Source organism: Streptomyces vinaceus, from assembly GCF_008704935.1.
Classification (GTDB): domain Bacteria; phylum Actinomycetota; class Actinomycetes; order Streptomycetales; family Streptomycetaceae; genus Streptomyces; species Streptomyces vinaceus.
The window spans coordinates 7,658,406-7,673,509 of record NZ_CP023692.1; the positions used below are offsets into that span (position 1 = coordinate 7,658,406).

At 68.9% G+C, this 15,104-nt stretch carries 14 protein-coding genes and 1 pseudogene; 12 read left to right on the top strand and 3 right to left on the bottom strand.

Translation table 11 applies throughout. The annotated features are described in order from the left end of the window. Positions 1 to 160: 160 nt before the first annotated feature. The 3 genes from CP980_RS34850 to CP980_RS34860 are packed head-to-tail and all read left to right on the top strand — an operon-like array spanning position 161 to position 3,809. Positions 161 to 1,384, top strand: a complete 1,224-nt coding sequence (locus tag CP980_RS34850) for an ABC-three component system protein (RefSeq protein ID WP_150530044.1) — start codon at positions 161 to 163, stop codon at positions 1,382 to 1,384. After that, positions 1,384 to 1,863 carry a three component ABC system middle component gene (locus tag CP980_RS34855; RefSeq protein ID WP_150530045.1) on the top strand — a complete coding sequence of 160 codons (480 nt, stop codon included), beginning with the start codon at positions 1,384 to 1,386 and terminating at the stop codon, positions 1,861 to 1,863. The genes CP980_RS34850 and CP980_RS34855 overlap by 1 nt, the downstream gene beginning before the upstream one ends. Continuing rightward, entirely contained in the window at positions 1,860 to 3,809 is a 1,950-nt protein-coding gene (locus CP980_RS34860; protein WP_150530046.1) for a DUF3732 domain-containing protein, read from the top strand. The genes CP980_RS34855 and CP980_RS34860 overlap by 4 nt, the downstream gene beginning before the upstream one ends. 22 nt (positions 3,810 to 3,831) lie before the next feature. Here the strand turns inward: CP980_RS34860 and CP980_RS34865 are convergent, their stop codons facing one another. After that, positions 3,832 to 4,698: an ETEC_3214 domain-containing protein gene (locus tag CP980_RS34865; protein WP_150530047.1), complete on the bottom strand. Its 867-nt coding sequence runs from the start codon at positions 4,696 to 4,698 to the stop codon at positions 3,832 to 3,834. 483 nt (positions 4,699 to 5,181) lie between these two features. Here CP980_RS34865 and CP980_RS34875 point away from each other — a divergent pair, with 483 nt between their 5' ends. The 5 genes from CP980_RS34875 to CP980_RS34900 all read left to right on the top strand — a co-directional run bounded on the left by CP980_RS34875 (position 5,182) and on the right by CP980_RS34900 (position 10,242). Continuing rightward, positions 5,182 to 5,577, top strand: coding sequence for a hypothetical protein (locus CP980_RS34875; RefSeq protein WP_150530048.1), 396 nt, complete (start codon positions 5,182 to 5,184; stop codon positions 5,575 to 5,577). Positions 5,578 to 5,594: 17 nt separating this feature from the next. Then, complete coding sequence (locus tag CP980_RS34880) at positions 5,595 to 7,001, top strand: mobilization protein (protein ID WP_150530049.1); 1,407 nt, start codon at positions 5,595 to 5,597, stop codon at positions 6,999 to 7,001. A 20-nt stretch (positions 7,002 to 7,021) separates the two neighbouring features. Continuing rightward, complete coding sequence (locus CP980_RS34885; RefSeq protein WP_150530050.1) at positions 7,022 to 8,395, top strand: hypothetical protein; 1,374 nt, start codon at positions 7,022 to 7,024, stop codon at positions 8,393 to 8,395. Between the two features lie 500 nt (positions 8,396 to 8,895). Continuing rightward, positions 8,896 to 9,243 carry an HU family DNA-binding protein gene (locus CP980_RS34890; RefSeq protein ID WP_425281776.1) on the top strand — a complete coding sequence of 116 codons (348 nt, stop codon included), beginning with the start codon at positions 8,896 to 8,898 and terminating at the stop codon, positions 9,241 to 9,243. Positions 9,244 to 9,942: 699 nt separating this feature from the next. Next, a complete protein-coding gene (locus tag CP980_RS34900) occupies positions 9,943 to 10,242 on the top strand; it encodes a hypothetical protein (protein WP_229907141.1) in 300 nt (99 codons plus the stop codon). Between the two features lie 276 nt (positions 10,243 to 10,518). On the opposite strand, the gene CP980_RS34905 is transcribed toward CP980_RS34900, so the two are convergent. Together CP980_RS34905 and CP980_RS34910 are read right to left on the bottom strand one after the other, a co-directional pair. After that, complete coding sequence (locus CP980_RS34905) at positions 10,519 to 11,754, bottom strand: hypothetical protein (protein WP_150530052.1); 1,236 nt, start codon at positions 11,752 to 11,754, stop codon at positions 10,519 to 10,521. A gap of 320 nt (positions 11,755 to 12,074) precedes the next feature. Next, entirely contained in the window at positions 12,075 to 12,671 is a 597-nt protein-coding gene (locus CP980_RS34910) for a hypothetical protein (protein WP_150530053.1), read from the bottom strand. A 204-nt stretch (positions 12,672 to 12,875) separates the two neighbouring features. Between CP980_RS34910 and greA the strand changes: the two genes are divergently transcribed. The 4 genes and pseudogenes from greA (at position 12,876) to CP980_RS36835 (ending at position 14,893) form a co-directional block, all read left to right on the top strand. Beyond that, positions 12,876 to 13,286, top strand: a complete 411-nt coding sequence (gene greA, locus CP980_RS34915) for a transcription elongation factor GreA (RefSeq protein WP_208834807.1) — start codon at positions 12,876 to 12,878, stop codon at positions 13,284 to 13,286. A 341-nt stretch (positions 13,287 to 13,627) separates the two neighbouring features. Continuing rightward, positions 13,628 to 13,933, top strand: a pseudogene (locus tag CP980_RS36830) ((d)CMP kinase); the annotation flags it as partial. Between the two features lie 28 nt (positions 13,934 to 13,961). Further along, the gene (locus tag CP980_RS36285) at positions 13,962 to 14,207 is read left to right on the top strand and encodes a (d)CMP kinase (protein ID WP_268257431.1); all 246 of its coding nucleotides are present in this window, start codon (positions 13,962 to 13,964) and stop codon (positions 14,205 to 14,207) included. 350 nt (positions 14,208 to 14,557) lie between these two features. Next, positions 14,558 to 14,893 carry a cold shock domain-containing protein gene (locus CP980_RS36835; protein ID WP_150530475.1) on the top strand — a complete coding sequence of 112 codons (336 nt, stop codon included), beginning with the start codon at positions 14,558 to 14,560 and terminating at the stop codon, positions 14,891 to 14,893. Positions 14,894 to 15,104 lie beyond the last annotated feature (211 nt).

Sequence of the window (15,104 nt, forward strand, 5' to 3'; positions counted from 1 at the left end):
CGCCGAAGCACGCAGGCGTTCTCACATTTCGGCGGCATCACTTCCGGCGGGGAGGGCGTTCCTGCCACAGGACAGGCGATGCCGTATCTGCAACTCACCGTATGCGGATCGCCGTGCCCGTGGAATGATCGCCGCACCAGTCTGGCTTTGGGGGTGTGTGATGGCAGACGGGGGCGAACAGTACGAGGCGTCAGCGTCGGCTCTCGGTTATCTGTTCCAGTTCGCCAAAGCGCTGCACATGTGTATCGAACAGTGGATGAGCGCTGGCGCGGACTGGAGCGTCGCGGTGGAGGCCGCTGACGACATCGAGCAGCATGTGGGCTCCGTGACGGATCTTGTGCAACTCAAACAGCGCGCCGAAGGCGTGCGTTTGACGAACTTGTCGAAGGACCTGTGGAAGACACTTCGGATCTGGGCGGAGGGCGCTGCGGCGGGGCGCCTCGATCTCGACCACACGAATCTGTATCTGCTCACCACGGCCGAGCTCCCCAGGGGCAGCGTCGGTTTCCTCCTGCAGCATCGCGACAGCGGCCACCGTGACGAAGACACGGCCCTGAAGCTGCTCTGCACTGCCGCCACGACCTCGGACAGCAAGAGCAAGGCCATGAAGGAGTCGTTCGCCGCCTTCCTGGGGCTGGCCACCCGCGAGGTACCACTCCAGCGGGCGTTGCTCTCGCGGATCGAGGTCATCGGCGGTGCGGACGACATCGACGTTGTCCGTTCCTCCATGCGGGGCCTTGCTGGGTTGGCTGCCGGCCGCGACGCAGCTGAGTCCTTCCTCCAGAGACTGGAGGGCTGGTTCTACGACCGGGTGATCGAGCAGATGCGTACGCCCGGCGGCAACCCGGTCACCGGTGTCGAGTTCGACGAAGTTTTCACGGGACTCCAGCGGCAGTTCAGCTACGACAACCTTCCGATCGACCCCGACATCACTGGCATGACTGGCAACGTCAACGAGGAGACCGACAAGATCTTCGTCAGGCAGCTTGGTTTGATCGGAGTCGGATCGGAACGCATCGGCTACGCGGTGAGGGACTACGTCCGGGCCTTCGCGCAGCGGTCTCGGTGGCTGAACGAGAATCTGCTGCGCCCGGGCGAGATCGGCGAATACGAGCGCCGGCTCGTGGAGGAGTGGCAGTCCCGCTTCGCAGAAATGGCGGAAGAGCTGGGATCCGAGGCGACCGAGGAACAGAAGAAGAAGGAGGCAAGGACGATCTACCGGTGGGTCGACCGGGAAGCCCGCACCCAGATCCGCAACGGATGCCACGAGGTGTTCGTACCCAAGGGCTCGTACCACATGCTGGCCGACGAGTGCAGGGTCGGCTGGCACCCGGACTTCGCGGCCCGCCTCATGCAGCTCCTTGAACCGGTGGAGGCTCGCTGATGGACCTGAGCCGCGAAGAGCGAGTCCTGTACAACCCTGCCTTTACCGGGCTGCTGTGCACCCGCGCCGTGCAGGGCCACGCGATGCAGTACGAAGGCGCTGCATGCCCCCTGCCCGTGGCCGTCGTGGCCGCGGTGATGGCCCTTCAGCCCTCGATCAGATCTGTGCTTCCCGGCACGATGAAGACCGGTCTCATGAAGTGGCTCGACACGAACGAGGCCGTGCGCATCGCCATGAGCCGCAACGCCGCACCGATCGCTGGGGTGGTCCGTCCCGGACTGCTCTTCGCCCTCCAGGTCGGTGCCCTTCGGGCCCAAGGGAACGGGCTCAGTTTGGCGGCCGGGCCGACGACCAAGACCGTCAAGGGCGCCACCCAGCAGACCATCGCGATCCAGAATGCCGCCCTGCTCCTCGGGCGTTGGCTGCCCAGCACCGGCAGCCTGAGTACCGTCCTGACGCTTCTCGGAGTCAAACCGTGACGTTCCAGATCCAAGCGGTCACCATCTACGGCAAGCAGCCCGGTCAGATGCGTACCGTCCCCTTCCGGACAGGCAGCCTCAACATCGTTACGGGCGACTCCCGGCGCGGGAAAAGCGCACTGCTGACGATCATCGACTACTGCCTGGCCAGCACCGACTACCCCGTCAAGGCGGGCAAGGTCCGCGACTACGTCAGCGCCTACGCCGTCACCCTCATCAGAGGCCGCCAGCAGCTCTTCGTCGCCCGCCGCGCCCCTGAGGGCAAGGCCGCGGTCAGCACCGTGCTGTGTGTCCTTACACAGGCAACCGGTACCCCGGCCCCGCGCCTGGAGGACCTCCACTTCTCCACCCCGCAGGACACAGCCAAAGACATCCTCAGCAACTTCTGTGGCATCGACAGCACCGTCCGTGTTCCTGCCGTCGGCAAGAACACCCTCATAGCGCCGTCCGTCCGCCACGCCCTCTTCTTCTGCTTTCAGGCCCAAAACGAGGTCGCCAACCCCGACGTCCTCTTCCACTCGCAGGGTGAGGACTGGAAACCGAACACTATCCGGGGAGTTATTCCCTACTTCCTTGGCGCGGTCGACCGCGAGCAGGCACTGCTCCAGAACCGGCTCCGCAACCTGCGCCGGGACCTGGCCGACAACGAAGCGATGCTCGCGACTTCCACGGACGTCGCCCCGGCCAGCGGCCAGGCCCAGGCTCTTCTCGTCGAAGCAATCGAAGTTGGCCTCGTACCTCCTCAGGCCGGCCCCCACACCGCAGACGAGCTCCTCCGGCACCTCCGCAACGCCATGATCCACAACGCCCCAGGCGACAGCCTCGCCGACGAGGATCCACTCTCCGCCCTCCACACACGCCGGACGGAGCTGCGTCGGCTCTTCTCGCAGACCCGAGCCAGGATCGCCGACTTGAAGACAGACCTGGCGGAGAACAGCGACTTCAACGACCAGGCCATCGAGCAGCGTGCTCGCCTGGCATCTCTAGGCCTCTTGAACCGGGATGCAAACGCCGCCGCAGACCAAGCCCGCTGCCCGGTCTGCGATGGCCATGTCCCGTCGGCCAACGAGACCGTCGCCGGCCTCATGCGGGACTTGTCTCACCTTGACGGTGATCTGCAAGTGATCGGAAGCGACACCCCCGCGATCCGACGCCTGATCGTCGACGGCGAAGGCCGCCTACAGGCACTCCGCTCCGAGCTTGCCCGCAACCAGGAGGAGATCAACGAGCTCACTACCGCGCTGCGCACGATTCACCGCGAGCCAGACGATCTGCGACGGGCCGCCATCGTCCAGGGCCGCATCAGTCTCTTCCTCGACACAGCTGCCCAGCACGCAGCGGCGCCCCGGGTTCAGGACCGCCGTGAGGCGCTGCGCGAGCAGATCGCTGAACTTGAGGACCAGCTCAGCGGGAGTACGCAGGAAGAGCGACTCACCAGCTTCCTGTCCTTGATCAATCAGGAGATCAAGAAGAAGGCGAAGGCACTCGACCTGGATTTCTCCGGTTCGCCCATCCGCCTCGACACCAGCCGACTCACCGTGGTCGCGGACACCATCGACGGCCCCGTGCAGCTCAAGAGCATGGGCAGTGCCGAGAACCACCTGGGCTATCACATCTCCACCCTCCTCAGCCTCCACGAGTGGTTCGCCAAGCACCAAGGACCCGTGCCTCGGGTACTGATTCTCGACCAGCCCTCACAGGTCTACTTCCCGGCCGAGGCGACCGGCGACGAGGAGCTCCAGACCAACGACCGCCTGCACCTGCTGAACGTCTTCGAAGTCCTCCACCACACTCTTCAGCAGCTCGACGGCGAGTTGCAGATCATCGTCATGGAACATGCCGACCTCGCCGACCCCATGTTCAGCCAGCATGTCGTCGAGCGCTGGCGCTATGGCAACGACACGGCCTTGGTGCCGTCCTCATGGATGGAGCCCGAGGAAAGCTGAGGCAGATCTCGCCGGGCCGGCGTCACTCGGGGGCCGTCACAGACGCGGAACGCCGACGGCGGTCCCACACCCGGCGCACACGAGCGGCTCCGCTCTTGAACCAGGCTGTGACCGCAGCACGCGCGGGATGCCGCAGGTCCACGAACCGAACCCGGTCGTAGTCCGGAGCAATGCCGTACGGCATGACGCTGTCGACGTCGATCGTGGAACCTGCGACGAGAAGCGAGTTGATGCGCGCTCGCCGCCGGTATGACTCCAGCCCCGCGGCGCTCCAACCATCTCCGTCGCACCCAATGGGAGCGAGTGCCGGGGACCCCGAGTCGCTCACGCCTACGACCCAGTCGAGATAGCCGCCGGGGTTTCCGAAGAAGTGTCGCTCGGCGTAGCCGAACCGCCTCGCGCCCAGCGTGGACCACGGACCGAAACCGTCCGGAGCCGTGTCGGACAGCACGGCCAGACGTGACCTGCCGAGGGTGATCCGTCGGTCGCCCACGCGCACCCGCGGACGGAAGAAGAAGCTGCGCGTGGTCAACGAGTACATCAGCACTTCGTCATGCTCGCTAGACCACGTGACTAGGTAGCCGAGCGTTCCCAGCGGCCAAGTCCGAACGGTCAGGTCAACCTCGCGCATGCCGGCTTCCGGTGCTTCCCCGCCGTACATGCTGACGCCCTGTTTGTGCTCCCATGCAGGTTCGCCGAAGAGGTCTTTAACGTAGTCGTGGCGCACGTATGGCGCCATCCGGCGGAAGGCCTTGACCAGCCGCCAGCGCTTACCCAGGCTCGCGTTCCACCATCGGCGGACGATCCCGAGCAGGGTGTACAAGGCGGTCAGAACGGCGGCCAGGGTCCACACGTTCAGCTTGGTATCGATCTGGGGCAGGAAGCTCACTCGCGCATCCTGCCGCACCCGGAGGGCTGCGGTACGGAGGTCTCCGCATCCCACAGAAGGAGTGCGCGACCGCACTGGGCCGACCCGGAGGGCGGGGCTTCAACCAGTGGGTGGTCGTCGCTTCGTGTGTCTTGGGTGTGGTGGGTGGGGGGTTGGTGGTGGTGGGGTGGTGGGGTGGTGGGGTGGTGGGTGTGGGCGCGGCGGGGCGGGGTCGCGCGGCGGGGGCGTGGGTGTGGGCGTGGGTGGGCGGGTGTCTTCGGGTGCTGGCGTGTTCCCGGGGGGTCGCTGGTTGGGGTGGTTGTGGACGGCCGGGAAGCCGGTTGGTGGACGGTTCGTGGGGTGGGCTGGGAGGATTTTTTCAGGCATTAGAAATTGGCAGCCAGTTAGTGCGGAATGGAACATTACGCGCTGACTGATCTTGTTTGGTTCCGGGCGGGCGGGCTCGTTTTCCGGCGTTCCGGGGGGTCGAGATGGGGTGGCTGGGTGACAGCTGATGTGGGTGGCCGCCGGCGTGAGCGGGAGAGCGGGGAGCGGCGTTCGGAGCGGGTGGGTGTGGCGTTCACCCCGGCCGAGTTGGCGGTCGTCCGCGCGGCCGCGGGCCGGGAGGGGATGTCGGTGGCGGGGTGGGTGGGGCTGCAGGCGATGGCGGTCGCGCAGCATGTTCTGGTGCCGGTCTCCGCGGACCGCGCCGACGTCCTGCGCGAGCTGGTGAAGGCGCGGGCCGGGCTGCGGGAGATCGCGGTACGCCTCAACGAGCTCGGCGGCGATGGCACCGCCGTGGGCGCCCTGGAGGAGGTCCTGGCCGAGGCTCGTGGGGCGGTGGTGCGGGTGGATGCGGCGACGGTGGCGGTGATGCGTGAACGCCGGTCCCGCACGTGATGCCGAAGAAGCCCGACATGGGCGACGACACCCCTGTTCTGCTGGAGTATCTCTTCGGTCCGGGTAAGCGCGATGAGCACACTGACCCCCATCTCGTCGCTGGCTGGGACCCCGATGTGCCGTGCCCGGTACGCGACCCGGGCCGGATGTCGCTGGGGGAGTTGGCGGACCTCTTGGATGCCCCCGTGCATGCCTTGCGCGGCGCCCGTCCGGCCAAGCAAGTGTGGCATGTCTCGGTCCGTAATGCGCCCGGTGACCGGGTCCTGTCGGATGCGGAATGGGCGGAGGTCGCGGCGGCGATGGTGGACGCGGCGGGTATCGCTGCGTTCGGCGATGAGCGGGCCTGCCGGTGGGTCGCGGTGCGCCACGCTGAGGATCACATTCACCTGGTGGCGACCCTGGCCCGGGTGGATGGCCGCCAGCCCCGCCTGCGCGGGGACATCCTCGCCATGCACGGCGCCGCCCGCGTTTTCGAGGCCCGTTGGGGCCTGGTGGCGATGTCGCCGCTGGACCGTACGGCGGTGCGGCGTCCGTCGACGGGGGAGTTGGCGAAGGCGGACCGGCGCGGCCTGCTGGAGACCGCCCGCCAGACGTTGCAGCGCTCGGTGCGGACCGCGGCCGCGCTCGCCCGGGACGACGCCGACTTCCTCGACCGGCTGCGCGACGCCGGGCTACGCGTGCGCGAGCGACGCGACGATGCGGGTGTCCTGCTCGGGTACGCGGTCGCTCTCCCGGGCGACCGCGCGGAGGGCGGGTCGCGCCCGGTCTGGTTCTCCGGCAGTTCCCTGGCCTACGACTTGTCCCTGCCGCGGGTACGGGAGCGCTTCACCCCTGTCGTGGGTCCGGCGGAGTGGCAGGTGGCGGAGCGCCTGGTGCGCGAGGCGGCGGCCTCGCTCGCCCGCTCCGGGCGTGCAGAGGGAGCGGGGGATGTGGCGGCCCTGGGGGACCTGTTGGTGGCCGCGGCCGCGCACGCCCCCGCCCAGGTGCGTGAGCGGTTGACGGCGGCGGCGGAGGCCTTCGAGCAGGCCGGCCGGGCACCGGGCGAGCGGTCGCTGGAGGGCCGTGCGCGGGCGGGTTGGCGGGCGTCGGCGCGCGCCTTGGAGCGGGCCCCGCGCACCGCGCGGGGCGGCGGCGCGCTGGTGGTCCTGACGCTTCTGGTGGCGTTGGTGGAGGCGGTGGAGGCTTCCCGCCTGTGGCACGAGGCGCAGGCCTACCGCGCGCAGGCGAAGGCCGCTTCGGAAGCGGGACGGCTGCTGCGCGAGGCCGCCGCCGCGGCCGGCGCACCGGCCGCGCGTACAGGCCCGGCGCGTACCGTGCGGACGTCACTGTCGGTGGGCCGTGGCCCGGGGTCGCCGGGGGCCGTTAGCGGTGTGCCGCCCCGTGCACCCGGCCCGTCGAGGCCGGGGACGGGCAAGTCCCGCTGACCTGCCGCGAGGAGAAACCCGTGTCCACTCCCGACCCCGCTGCCGTGCCCGCCATCGATCCGTTCGCCGAGTCGATGGCCGAGGCCGTGCAGACTTCCGCGGCGGCGTTCCGGCTGATGATGACGATCTCGGATGCCGTACGCCGTGCCGCCCAGAGACAGCGCCAGGGCACGGAGGAGGAACTCGCCGAGCCGGAGGAAAAGCTCGCGCCGGGTTGGGCCGCCGACGCGCTGCGCCCGCTCCTGGACGACCGGGTGCTGGCCGACCTGATGGCGGGGCAGGACTGGCCGGCGATGGCGGGGCAGATGGTCGGGCTGCAGAAGGCGGGCGTCGACCTGACCACGTTCCTGCCCCAGCTCGGCCAGGCGGCCAAGACCGTCTTTCAGGCGGTGGAGGCCAACCAGGCCCGCATCACCGCGGCGGGCACCGACCGGTGGGCGGACCTGCTCCAGAAGACGATGCCCGAGGGCCTGGTCCGCGACGCGATCCTGGCTTCCCCGGCGTGGCCGGACATGGCCGCCAAGATGGCCCTCCTCGACCGGCAGGGCGTCGACGTCGCAGGCTTCCTGAAAGCCGCGCACGACCAGGGCGTCGGCGTCGACCGGGCCGTCGCCGCCCTCCTCACTCAACAGGTCGCCGCACCGCAGGTCGCGGCGGCCGCACCGCAGGTCGCGGTCGCAGTGCCCGCCGCACGACCCGCCCCCGCCGCAGCCCCTGCCCCGGCCTCTGCTGCTCCCGGTCCGGCTCCGGCCCCGAACCCGTACGCGGCGCCCGCCGCACCGCAGGCCGCCGCCCCCGCTCCGGCTGCTCCCGGTCCGGCCCCGGCGCAGGCTCCGGTCCTGGAGCCGGTGGCGGTGAGTGCGGATGCCCGTGCGATGTGGGGGCCGCTGACGGAGGGCCTGTCGGTGCCGAACGATCTGGACCTGTCTGACCGGAGCGCGGCTCTGGAGCAGCTGGGTGTCGGCACGGCGGCGAACAGCCGGCTGGTGAACATCGCGCGCGACTACATCGGCTCGGAGCGGGAGACCGCCCTGCTGGTCAGTACCCGGGCCTGGCCGCTGCTCGCGGCCCGTATGGCTGGGATCGCCCGCGGCCCGGAAGGCGAGCAGGGGCTGCGGGGGCGGTTGAAGGCCGGCCTGATGGACGACGGCGCCTGGGGGCAGGGCCCGCCCGGTGAACTCGCGGGCCGCATGGTCGGCGCGACTCTGCGCGCCCTGACCACCCCGCCCGGCGCCCCGATCCCCGACAGCCCCCGTGCCTCCGCGACCGCCGCCCGCTCCCGCTCCACCACCACCCCCGGCGCGGCCCCCGGCCAGACCACGCCCACGGAGCCGGCTGTGCCCGCGCACCGGCAGGTTGCCGCGCCCGCGAAGGGGTCGGGCCGCCGGCGGTGACGGATGGTGCGGTGTGGGGCGACCGGGTGAGCGGGTGGCCGCGTCAGCTGCAGGGGGGTGCGCGGTGGTGATGAGCGGGAGACAGCGTCGTGTCGCCGGCAGCGTGCTGGCGGGGGCGGTGCTGGCCGCGTGCGGCTGGCTGGGCCGACTGGTACGGGTACGGGCCGGTGGGCCTGGTGCTGAACGGAGCACCAACGCGGGCCGCCCCAGCAACGGTCGCGGCCGCACCGCTGCGCTCATGCTCCGCCGGCGTCCGGGCTCCCGAGGGCAGGCCCGGCACCGCCGGTGGGGCGTGACGTGCCCGGGCCGCGAAGTGGAGCCCTTGCCTTGCTCGTCGTCGAGCTTCCTGTTGGCCAGGTGCCGGGTAGTACCGCCGGGCCGACCACTGCTCGGAGCTCGGCCGCCGGGACCGGCCCGGCCGCGGTGGGGATACGTCGGGTGGTTGGGCGAGTCGGACGAGCCCGAAAGGCGCGCCCACGTCTTTCGTGTGATCTTTCTGCGTGCAGGGCGCTGACCGTGCGTCCGGGGACGCCCGCTTGTCCGGGCACGCTCATCAGAGGGAGACAGCTGTGAACAAACAGGAACTGATCGATCTCGTCTCGGAGGAGACCGAGGCCTCCAAAGCGTCTGTGAACAAGGTCTTGGACGCCGCGCTGCACACCATCAAAAGCGCGGTTGCGGAGGGTGACTCGGTGCAGTTGATCGGGTTCGGCTCGTTCTCGGTGGGGGAGCGAGCTGCGCGTATGGGCCGGAACCCGAAGACTGGCGAGCCCGTTGAGATCGCTGCGGGCAGGACCGTGAGGTTCATGGCTGGCAAGGCGTTCAAGGACTCGGTCAACGCAAAGTAGGAAGTGGCGTTGAAGCATCCTGCTCGTGCCCTACAGGCGCGGGCAGGATGGGTGCTCCTGGGGTTGCGCAGGACGTCCCTCCTGTTGGATCGGTTCGATTTTCTGCGCGAGTGTGTGCAGGTTACCGGCCGTAGGTTTGGTGACACAGTGCGGTGATGGCGGTGCTGGTGACGCCGTGCGCGGCGCGGCACAGGGCCGTCATGTCGGCGGTCCCCGTGCCCGTCGCGGGTCGTGCCGGGTGGGCGGGGCTACGGCTCGGCCGCGTCTTGGCTTTCGTGGGCTCGGGTTTCACGGCGTGCCTCGGCGGGGCGGCATTGCGCCGGGGTGCGTGCCGGGCGTGGCGTTTCTCGTCGGATGTCTCTCGGGCGGCCGGGGCGTGGCCGGCGGGGGCGGGCGAATGGTCATCCTCGGGGGTGGCGGATGGTTCGGGCAGGCGGGAGAGGGGCAGTTCCGGCCCGGTGTCCGGCCGTACCGGCCGGGGCGCGGCGGGCTGCTTGTTGGTCTGCCGGGATGGAGGGGGAGGCTTTGGCGGGCCGGGCGGGGGAGGGGTGGACGGTGAGGCATCCGGGCGCCGCCATGCAGGGCAGAGGGTGGGGCCTGCCGGGCGAGCTGGCTATTTCCCCTCGTGTTTCCCTGATCACGCCTAGTTAGGCTCTCTGGAGTTGCGCCGCGGCTCGCGCGGCTAACGGAGATCGGAGCATGCGGATGGCCGTCATCGTCACTACCGACTTTCCCGGCAACGGGCCTGAGCTCTATGACGTCGTCGTAGACCGCCTGACTGATGGCGGTGGGTTCACCTCGCTCAGCGACGTGCCGGCTCCGGGGCTCATCGCCCACGTCGCCGGGCCGGTCGAGGGCGGCTGGCGGTGGATCGAGGTCTGGGAGAGCGAGGAGGCACTGGAGGACTTCTCGAAGATCCTGGGCCCGATCCTGGCTGACCTCGGCCACGCGTATGTAGAGCCCGTGATCGTTCCGGCGCATAACGTCGTTCTCAAGTAGAGGCGTTCGTGATGCCCCCGGGCCGCAGAGCCCGAGCCCGGGGCGTCACTCGCTGCATGGCGCTGCATCGCCGTCGTGCGGCGGCGGAACGCGCTGGCACCGTGGCTGTCTGGCCGGAGGTGACCGGAGCTGTGGCCCCGCTGGAGGCCGTGGCGTACGTCTGAGTGGGCTGCGCCCACTTCGGGCGGGGCGGCGAGGCGGCCCGTGTGCCTCCGCACCGTGCCCCCGGGCCGGTTGGGGCCGGGGGCACGGTGCGGGGGATTGGCTGGTGCCGGGCTAGGGCTTCCATTGCGTGATGGACCAGGTCTGGCCGGGGCCGCCCTTGGGGCGGCCTACCAGATATCCGTCTGCGTCGGTCCAGTAGGTCCGCTCGGCGGAGATGGTGTGGCTGTCGGCGGCGTAGATGTAGGTGCCGTCGTAGGTCCACCCGTAGGCGTTTCGGGTGCCGGTGCTGGCTCCGCAGCCGTACACGCTGGTGGCGCAGTCGGAGCCGATCACCGGTGGGACGATGCCTTCCCTGGCCGCGGCTTCCAGGTAGGTATCCAGCGCGGCGATGAGGCGATCGTACTGGCTGCTGCCGCGGCGGACGCCGGTGAATTCGGTGTCGCCGCGGGATCCGATGACCTTGCGGAAGGAGCACTTGGAGTGCCATTCGTGCAGGTCGTCCTGAGGGATGGCGGCCAGGGCGGCGGCGGCCCGGCGCTCCTTGATTTCAGGTAGCAGCTTCTCGGCGCGCTTGGCGACCTGTTCGGCGCGCGGGTCGTTCTTCAGGCGCTCGACTGCGTTCTTCATCTGCTCCTCGATCCCCATCCGAAGCGCCTCCTGCTTCTCCGGGGAGAGGATGTAGGTCCTCAGCCACCTGTCCCGCGTTCCCTCGGGCTGTCGGCTGAACTCCTCCGTCTCTTCCGGGGTGGGGATGGTGCCCTCGATGATTTCCCGCCGGTAGGCGCGCAGTCGGCCGAGGTCTTCGGCGCTGGGGGGGTTGTCCTCGGCCTCCCACGCCTCAAACTCGGCGTCCGCGGCCGCGTAGGCCTCCTCCTCTTCTCGGAATGCCCGGCTCTGTGCCTTCTCCGCCCGCGCGTCTGCCTGGATGGTCGTCCACTCGGCGGGGATCAGCGGGGCGAGACGGCCGCGTACGTCTGCGGGCATGCCGTCGAGCCGGTTCTGGAAGGCCTCCTCGGTGGAGAAGCGCTCGAGGGCCTCCTTTGACGCGTTTTTGTGCATCCACACGCAGTAGTTGCCGATGTTCTGGTACTCGCCGACGGCGTGGCTGACGATCTGGTTGAACGGCCGGCGCGCCACGGGGTCCTGGAGGGTGCTGTGCCACCACGCAGTGACGGGGGTGTTGTCGGCCTCGCCCAGCTCCAGCAGCGGCGGCGTGGTGTGGTTCTGGAGGTACTTGGTGCCTTTCTGGTAGTCGCTGACGTCGGTGGTGCGGCCCAGACGCACGCGTACGGCCCGACCGGTCTCGTTGTTGACGATGGTGAACTTGCCTTCGGGGAATGGAGACATAACCCCAGTATCGTCACTCTGTGTATTTGTCCGAATGCGAAACGCGTATTTTCCGCCGACCCCACCCACCGCCGGCTACCACGCACCTTGTAGGTCAGTAGCGGAGTGGACCTTTCGGGTCCACGGCCAGGTGGTCCACTTCGCAGGCGTACCCCTGGCTTCCTTTCAGGAGCGGCCCGCCGGTGATGACGCCGCACTCCCATTCTCGGCGCCCTGCGCCGGGCCCGGGAGGAGCGGCCCCCGAGGCGTAGCGGGGGCGTTCTAGCGGGCCTGAAGGGGCATGGCAGGGTCTGCGAGCACCTGTTGCCCCGCCCCGTTCTTCAGCGGCTTTCGAGTGTGCGTTTGAGGGCGGTGCGTAGGAGGGTTCCGGTGGTGGTGATCTGTCCGATCAGCCGCGCCCGTTCGTCCAGCGCTTGTGGGGTCGCCCGGCTGTGGGGCCAGGTGCCCCAGCGTTCCGTCCACGCGTCGAGGGCGGTCACGTGGGGTTCGTTCGTCCAGTACACGCCGCGGTGCAGGGGCACGGCGAGCGTGTCGGGCAGGGTGACGCACAGCCGGCCCGTCAGCCCTTGCCCCCCGCCGGGGCCGGTCCCGCCCAGTGTCTGCCCCGCCTGGGCGGCGCCCGCGGGGACGGGCTCCCACTCCCGCAGCATGCCGGCCGCCTCCAGCTCGACCCGCAGCGCAGGCGCCAGGGCCCGCCACCTCGTCACCCGGTGACGCCCGTCATCCCGCCGCTGGTCGCGTTCGGCCCGGATCCGGGCCCGGGCGGCCCGCAGCGCTGCGCCACGCAGGTGGGGGATGTCTGCGGCGTCCTCGGCGCTGGCCTGCCAGCGCCGTTCGGCATCCTGCTGCTCGGCCACGAGAGCGTCTAGAAGGTCGAGGTCGGCGGGTGCGACCGCCACGACCATCATGTGTCCCATCCCCACATCATCCTCAGCCGGGACCCGTCTCGGGCCGGGTTCCGGGGCGTCCACTCGTGTGGGGAGCCCGGTACCGAGGGAAGCTGCATCGATATCTTGATCATGCGTCAGCAGGGCATCTGTTGGCTGTGGCACGAGCGCCGAGCCGCCACGTTCGGCAGGAGTGCTGAGAACCACGAAGTCCCACCATACGAAAGGCATCGCATGCCGCAGGTCAACAAGTACCAGATGACGGTCAACGGCTCTCGGCTTCTGCGCGAAGAGGCGAACTATCGCAGGACGGTCAGGGCGACTGACGAGAGCAAAGAGAACACGGAACGGATCGCTGAGATTGACCACAAGCTGGCGAACGCCGTCGTCGTCGACGTCACCAAGATTACCCGTAATGGCACGGTGTTCTTCGGCACGACGGTCACGCTCGAAAACGCCGATACCAGTGACGAGGTGACCTACCAGATTGTGGGCGAGGACGAGGCAGACATCAAGACCGGGAAGCTCAGCGCGAGCGACCCTATTGCGAAAGCGCTGCTCGGCAAATCCGAAGGCGACACAGTTGTCGTAGAGACGCCCAGCGGCACAGTCACGTACGAGATCCTGACAGTCGAGCACATCTGACCTGACGCCCCAACGCTGCGCACCAAGCGGGCCCCGGAAACGAAGCCGTCCGGGGCCTGCTTGATTTCACCCGTAGATCGCGAAGCCGTCCCGGTGGTGTCCACTCGTGTGGGGAGCCGGCCCGCGTGGAGCCGGCTTGTCTGCCTGATCATGGTCGGCTAGCCCGCGTGGTGTGACGTCGCTGGGCTTCGTGAAGAGATCGCCGGCGGCCGGACCGGCCCTTGCGAGTGGGGCGCCAGGCGTCCGGGTGCACTTGTCCGGATTCCAGCCTCGCCACGGATGCCTCGGCTACGGTGACCAGCACGGATGAAGATCGTTCCCCTGCCTGAAAAGGTCATGCAATGCGCGTTGAAGTCCCCGTCATCACGATCGATGCGTACTCCCGCACGGCTGCCTGGGAGGTAGCCGGGCACCTGTCGGAGTCTCTGGGCTGGCGCCTGCTCGACGGCAGCTCCATGTTTCACCTGCTGGCCCTCGCGGCGAAACAACATGGAGTTGGCTGGACGGATGAGAAGCAGCTCGAAGCCCTGGCGAGCAACCTCGACGTCAGCTTCCACTTTGGCCCCAAGCCTCGGATCCTCCTGGAGGGGGAGGACGTCACCCACCAGCTCAGCACGGAGACGGCAGCAGCCAACGCCTCCATCGTGATGGGCTCCCGGGGCGCACGCGGGACTGCTGCGGTGCCAGCGAGGATTCCGTCCGCCGCCGGGTCTGGTCGCCCTCGGCAGGGAGATGGGCACCGCCGTGTTCCCCGACGCGCCGTTGAAGGTGTTCCTCCAGCCACTTCTCACGGAAGAACCTGCGCTGAAGCGAATCAAACCGGCTGATGACGCCATCCAGCTGGACACCACAGAACTGACCACCAAGCAGATCCTGGAGCGGATTAGCGACGAGGTTGTCAGCAGGAAGCTCACCAGCTGACCTGTCGATCGTTCAAGAGCACCCCTGCGGGCCCGGGCGGCCCGCAGGGCTGCGCCCTGCGGCTTGTCTATCTATATAGATACTCGGACCATGGTGGGGTTAGTCCGCATGGGTTCCAGAGTCAATCTGCGCTCTATTTTGAAGCAGGCTTGGTTTCGGTGCTGGATGCCGCGGACGCCTGCTCACGCTGTGGCTGGTCCCGGGGGCTGTCTAGGCGGTTTTCAGGTGAGCCGGGCGGTAGCAGAACTGGTGCCGGTCGGGGGTGTTTTTGATCAGCGCTGCATGGTGGCTGTGGTGCGGTGGAAGGCTGGGTTGCAGTGGTTGTGCTGTTGCGACGGAAGGGGTTTGTTGTGAGTGAGCGGCTCAGTGGGACTTGCAAGTGGTTCAACGAAAAGAAGGGGTTTGGGTACATCATGCCTTCTTCGGGAGGGGAGGACCTGTTTGTGCACCAATCGGAAATCTCGGCCCGGGGCTACAGGTCCCTTGGCGAGGGGGAGGAGGTCGAGTTCTCTGTCGTGGTGGACGCGTTGGGGAAGAGGAAAGCAGTGCAGGTGACGGCTCCCGGTGGTGGTCCGGTGACGGGGCGCGGCCCTGGGGAGCCGGAACGCGGCGATGCCCCTTGGGCGCGGGAGTCTGCGCCGGGAGGCCGTTTCGGCTCCTCAGGAGGCGGCCCTTACGGCTCCTGACATGGTTCGGGGTGGCCCGGTGCTGTGGTGCCTGAAGGTGCTGAAGGGCGGAAGAAGAGCCCCTCGGGGCCACCCCGTGTGTATCGCTGCCTGCCGGGCCCGCGGAGCGGGCCCTTGCCCTGGAGGCGGAGCCGGAAGGGTCACGGGCGGGGGAGCGGAGCGGACCCGCCCAACGGGCCCGATGCCCGGACCCCGTGAAACGGGGTCACCC

Coding starts and splice junctions, on each gene's coding strand:
- CP980_RS34905 (WP_150530052.1), bottom strand. CDS start 11,754: ATGTCTCCATTCCCCGAAGGCAAGTTCACCATCGTCAACAACGAGACC.
- CP980_RS34900 (WP_229907141.1), top strand. CDS start 9,943: ATGCGGATGGCCGTCATCGTCACTACCGACTTTCCCGGCAACGGGCCT.
- CP980_RS34880 (WP_150530049.1), top strand. CDS start 5,595: ATGGGCGACGACACCCCTGTTCTGCTGGAGTATCTCTTCGGTCCGGGT.
- greA (WP_208834807.1), top strand. CDS start 12,876: ATGCCGCAGGTCAACAAGTACCAGATGACGGTCAACGGCTCTCGGCTT.
- CP980_RS34855 (WP_150530045.1), top strand. CDS start 1,384: ATGGACCTGAGCCGCGAAGAGCGAGTCCTGTACAACCCTGCCTTTACC.
- CP980_RS34910 (WP_150530053.1), bottom strand. CDS start 12,671: ATGGGACACATGATGGTCGTGGCGGTCGCACCCGCCGACCTCGACCTT.
- CP980_RS34850 (WP_150530044.1), top strand. CDS start 161: ATGGCAGACGGGGGCGAACAGTACGAGGCGTCAGCGTCGGCTCTCGGT.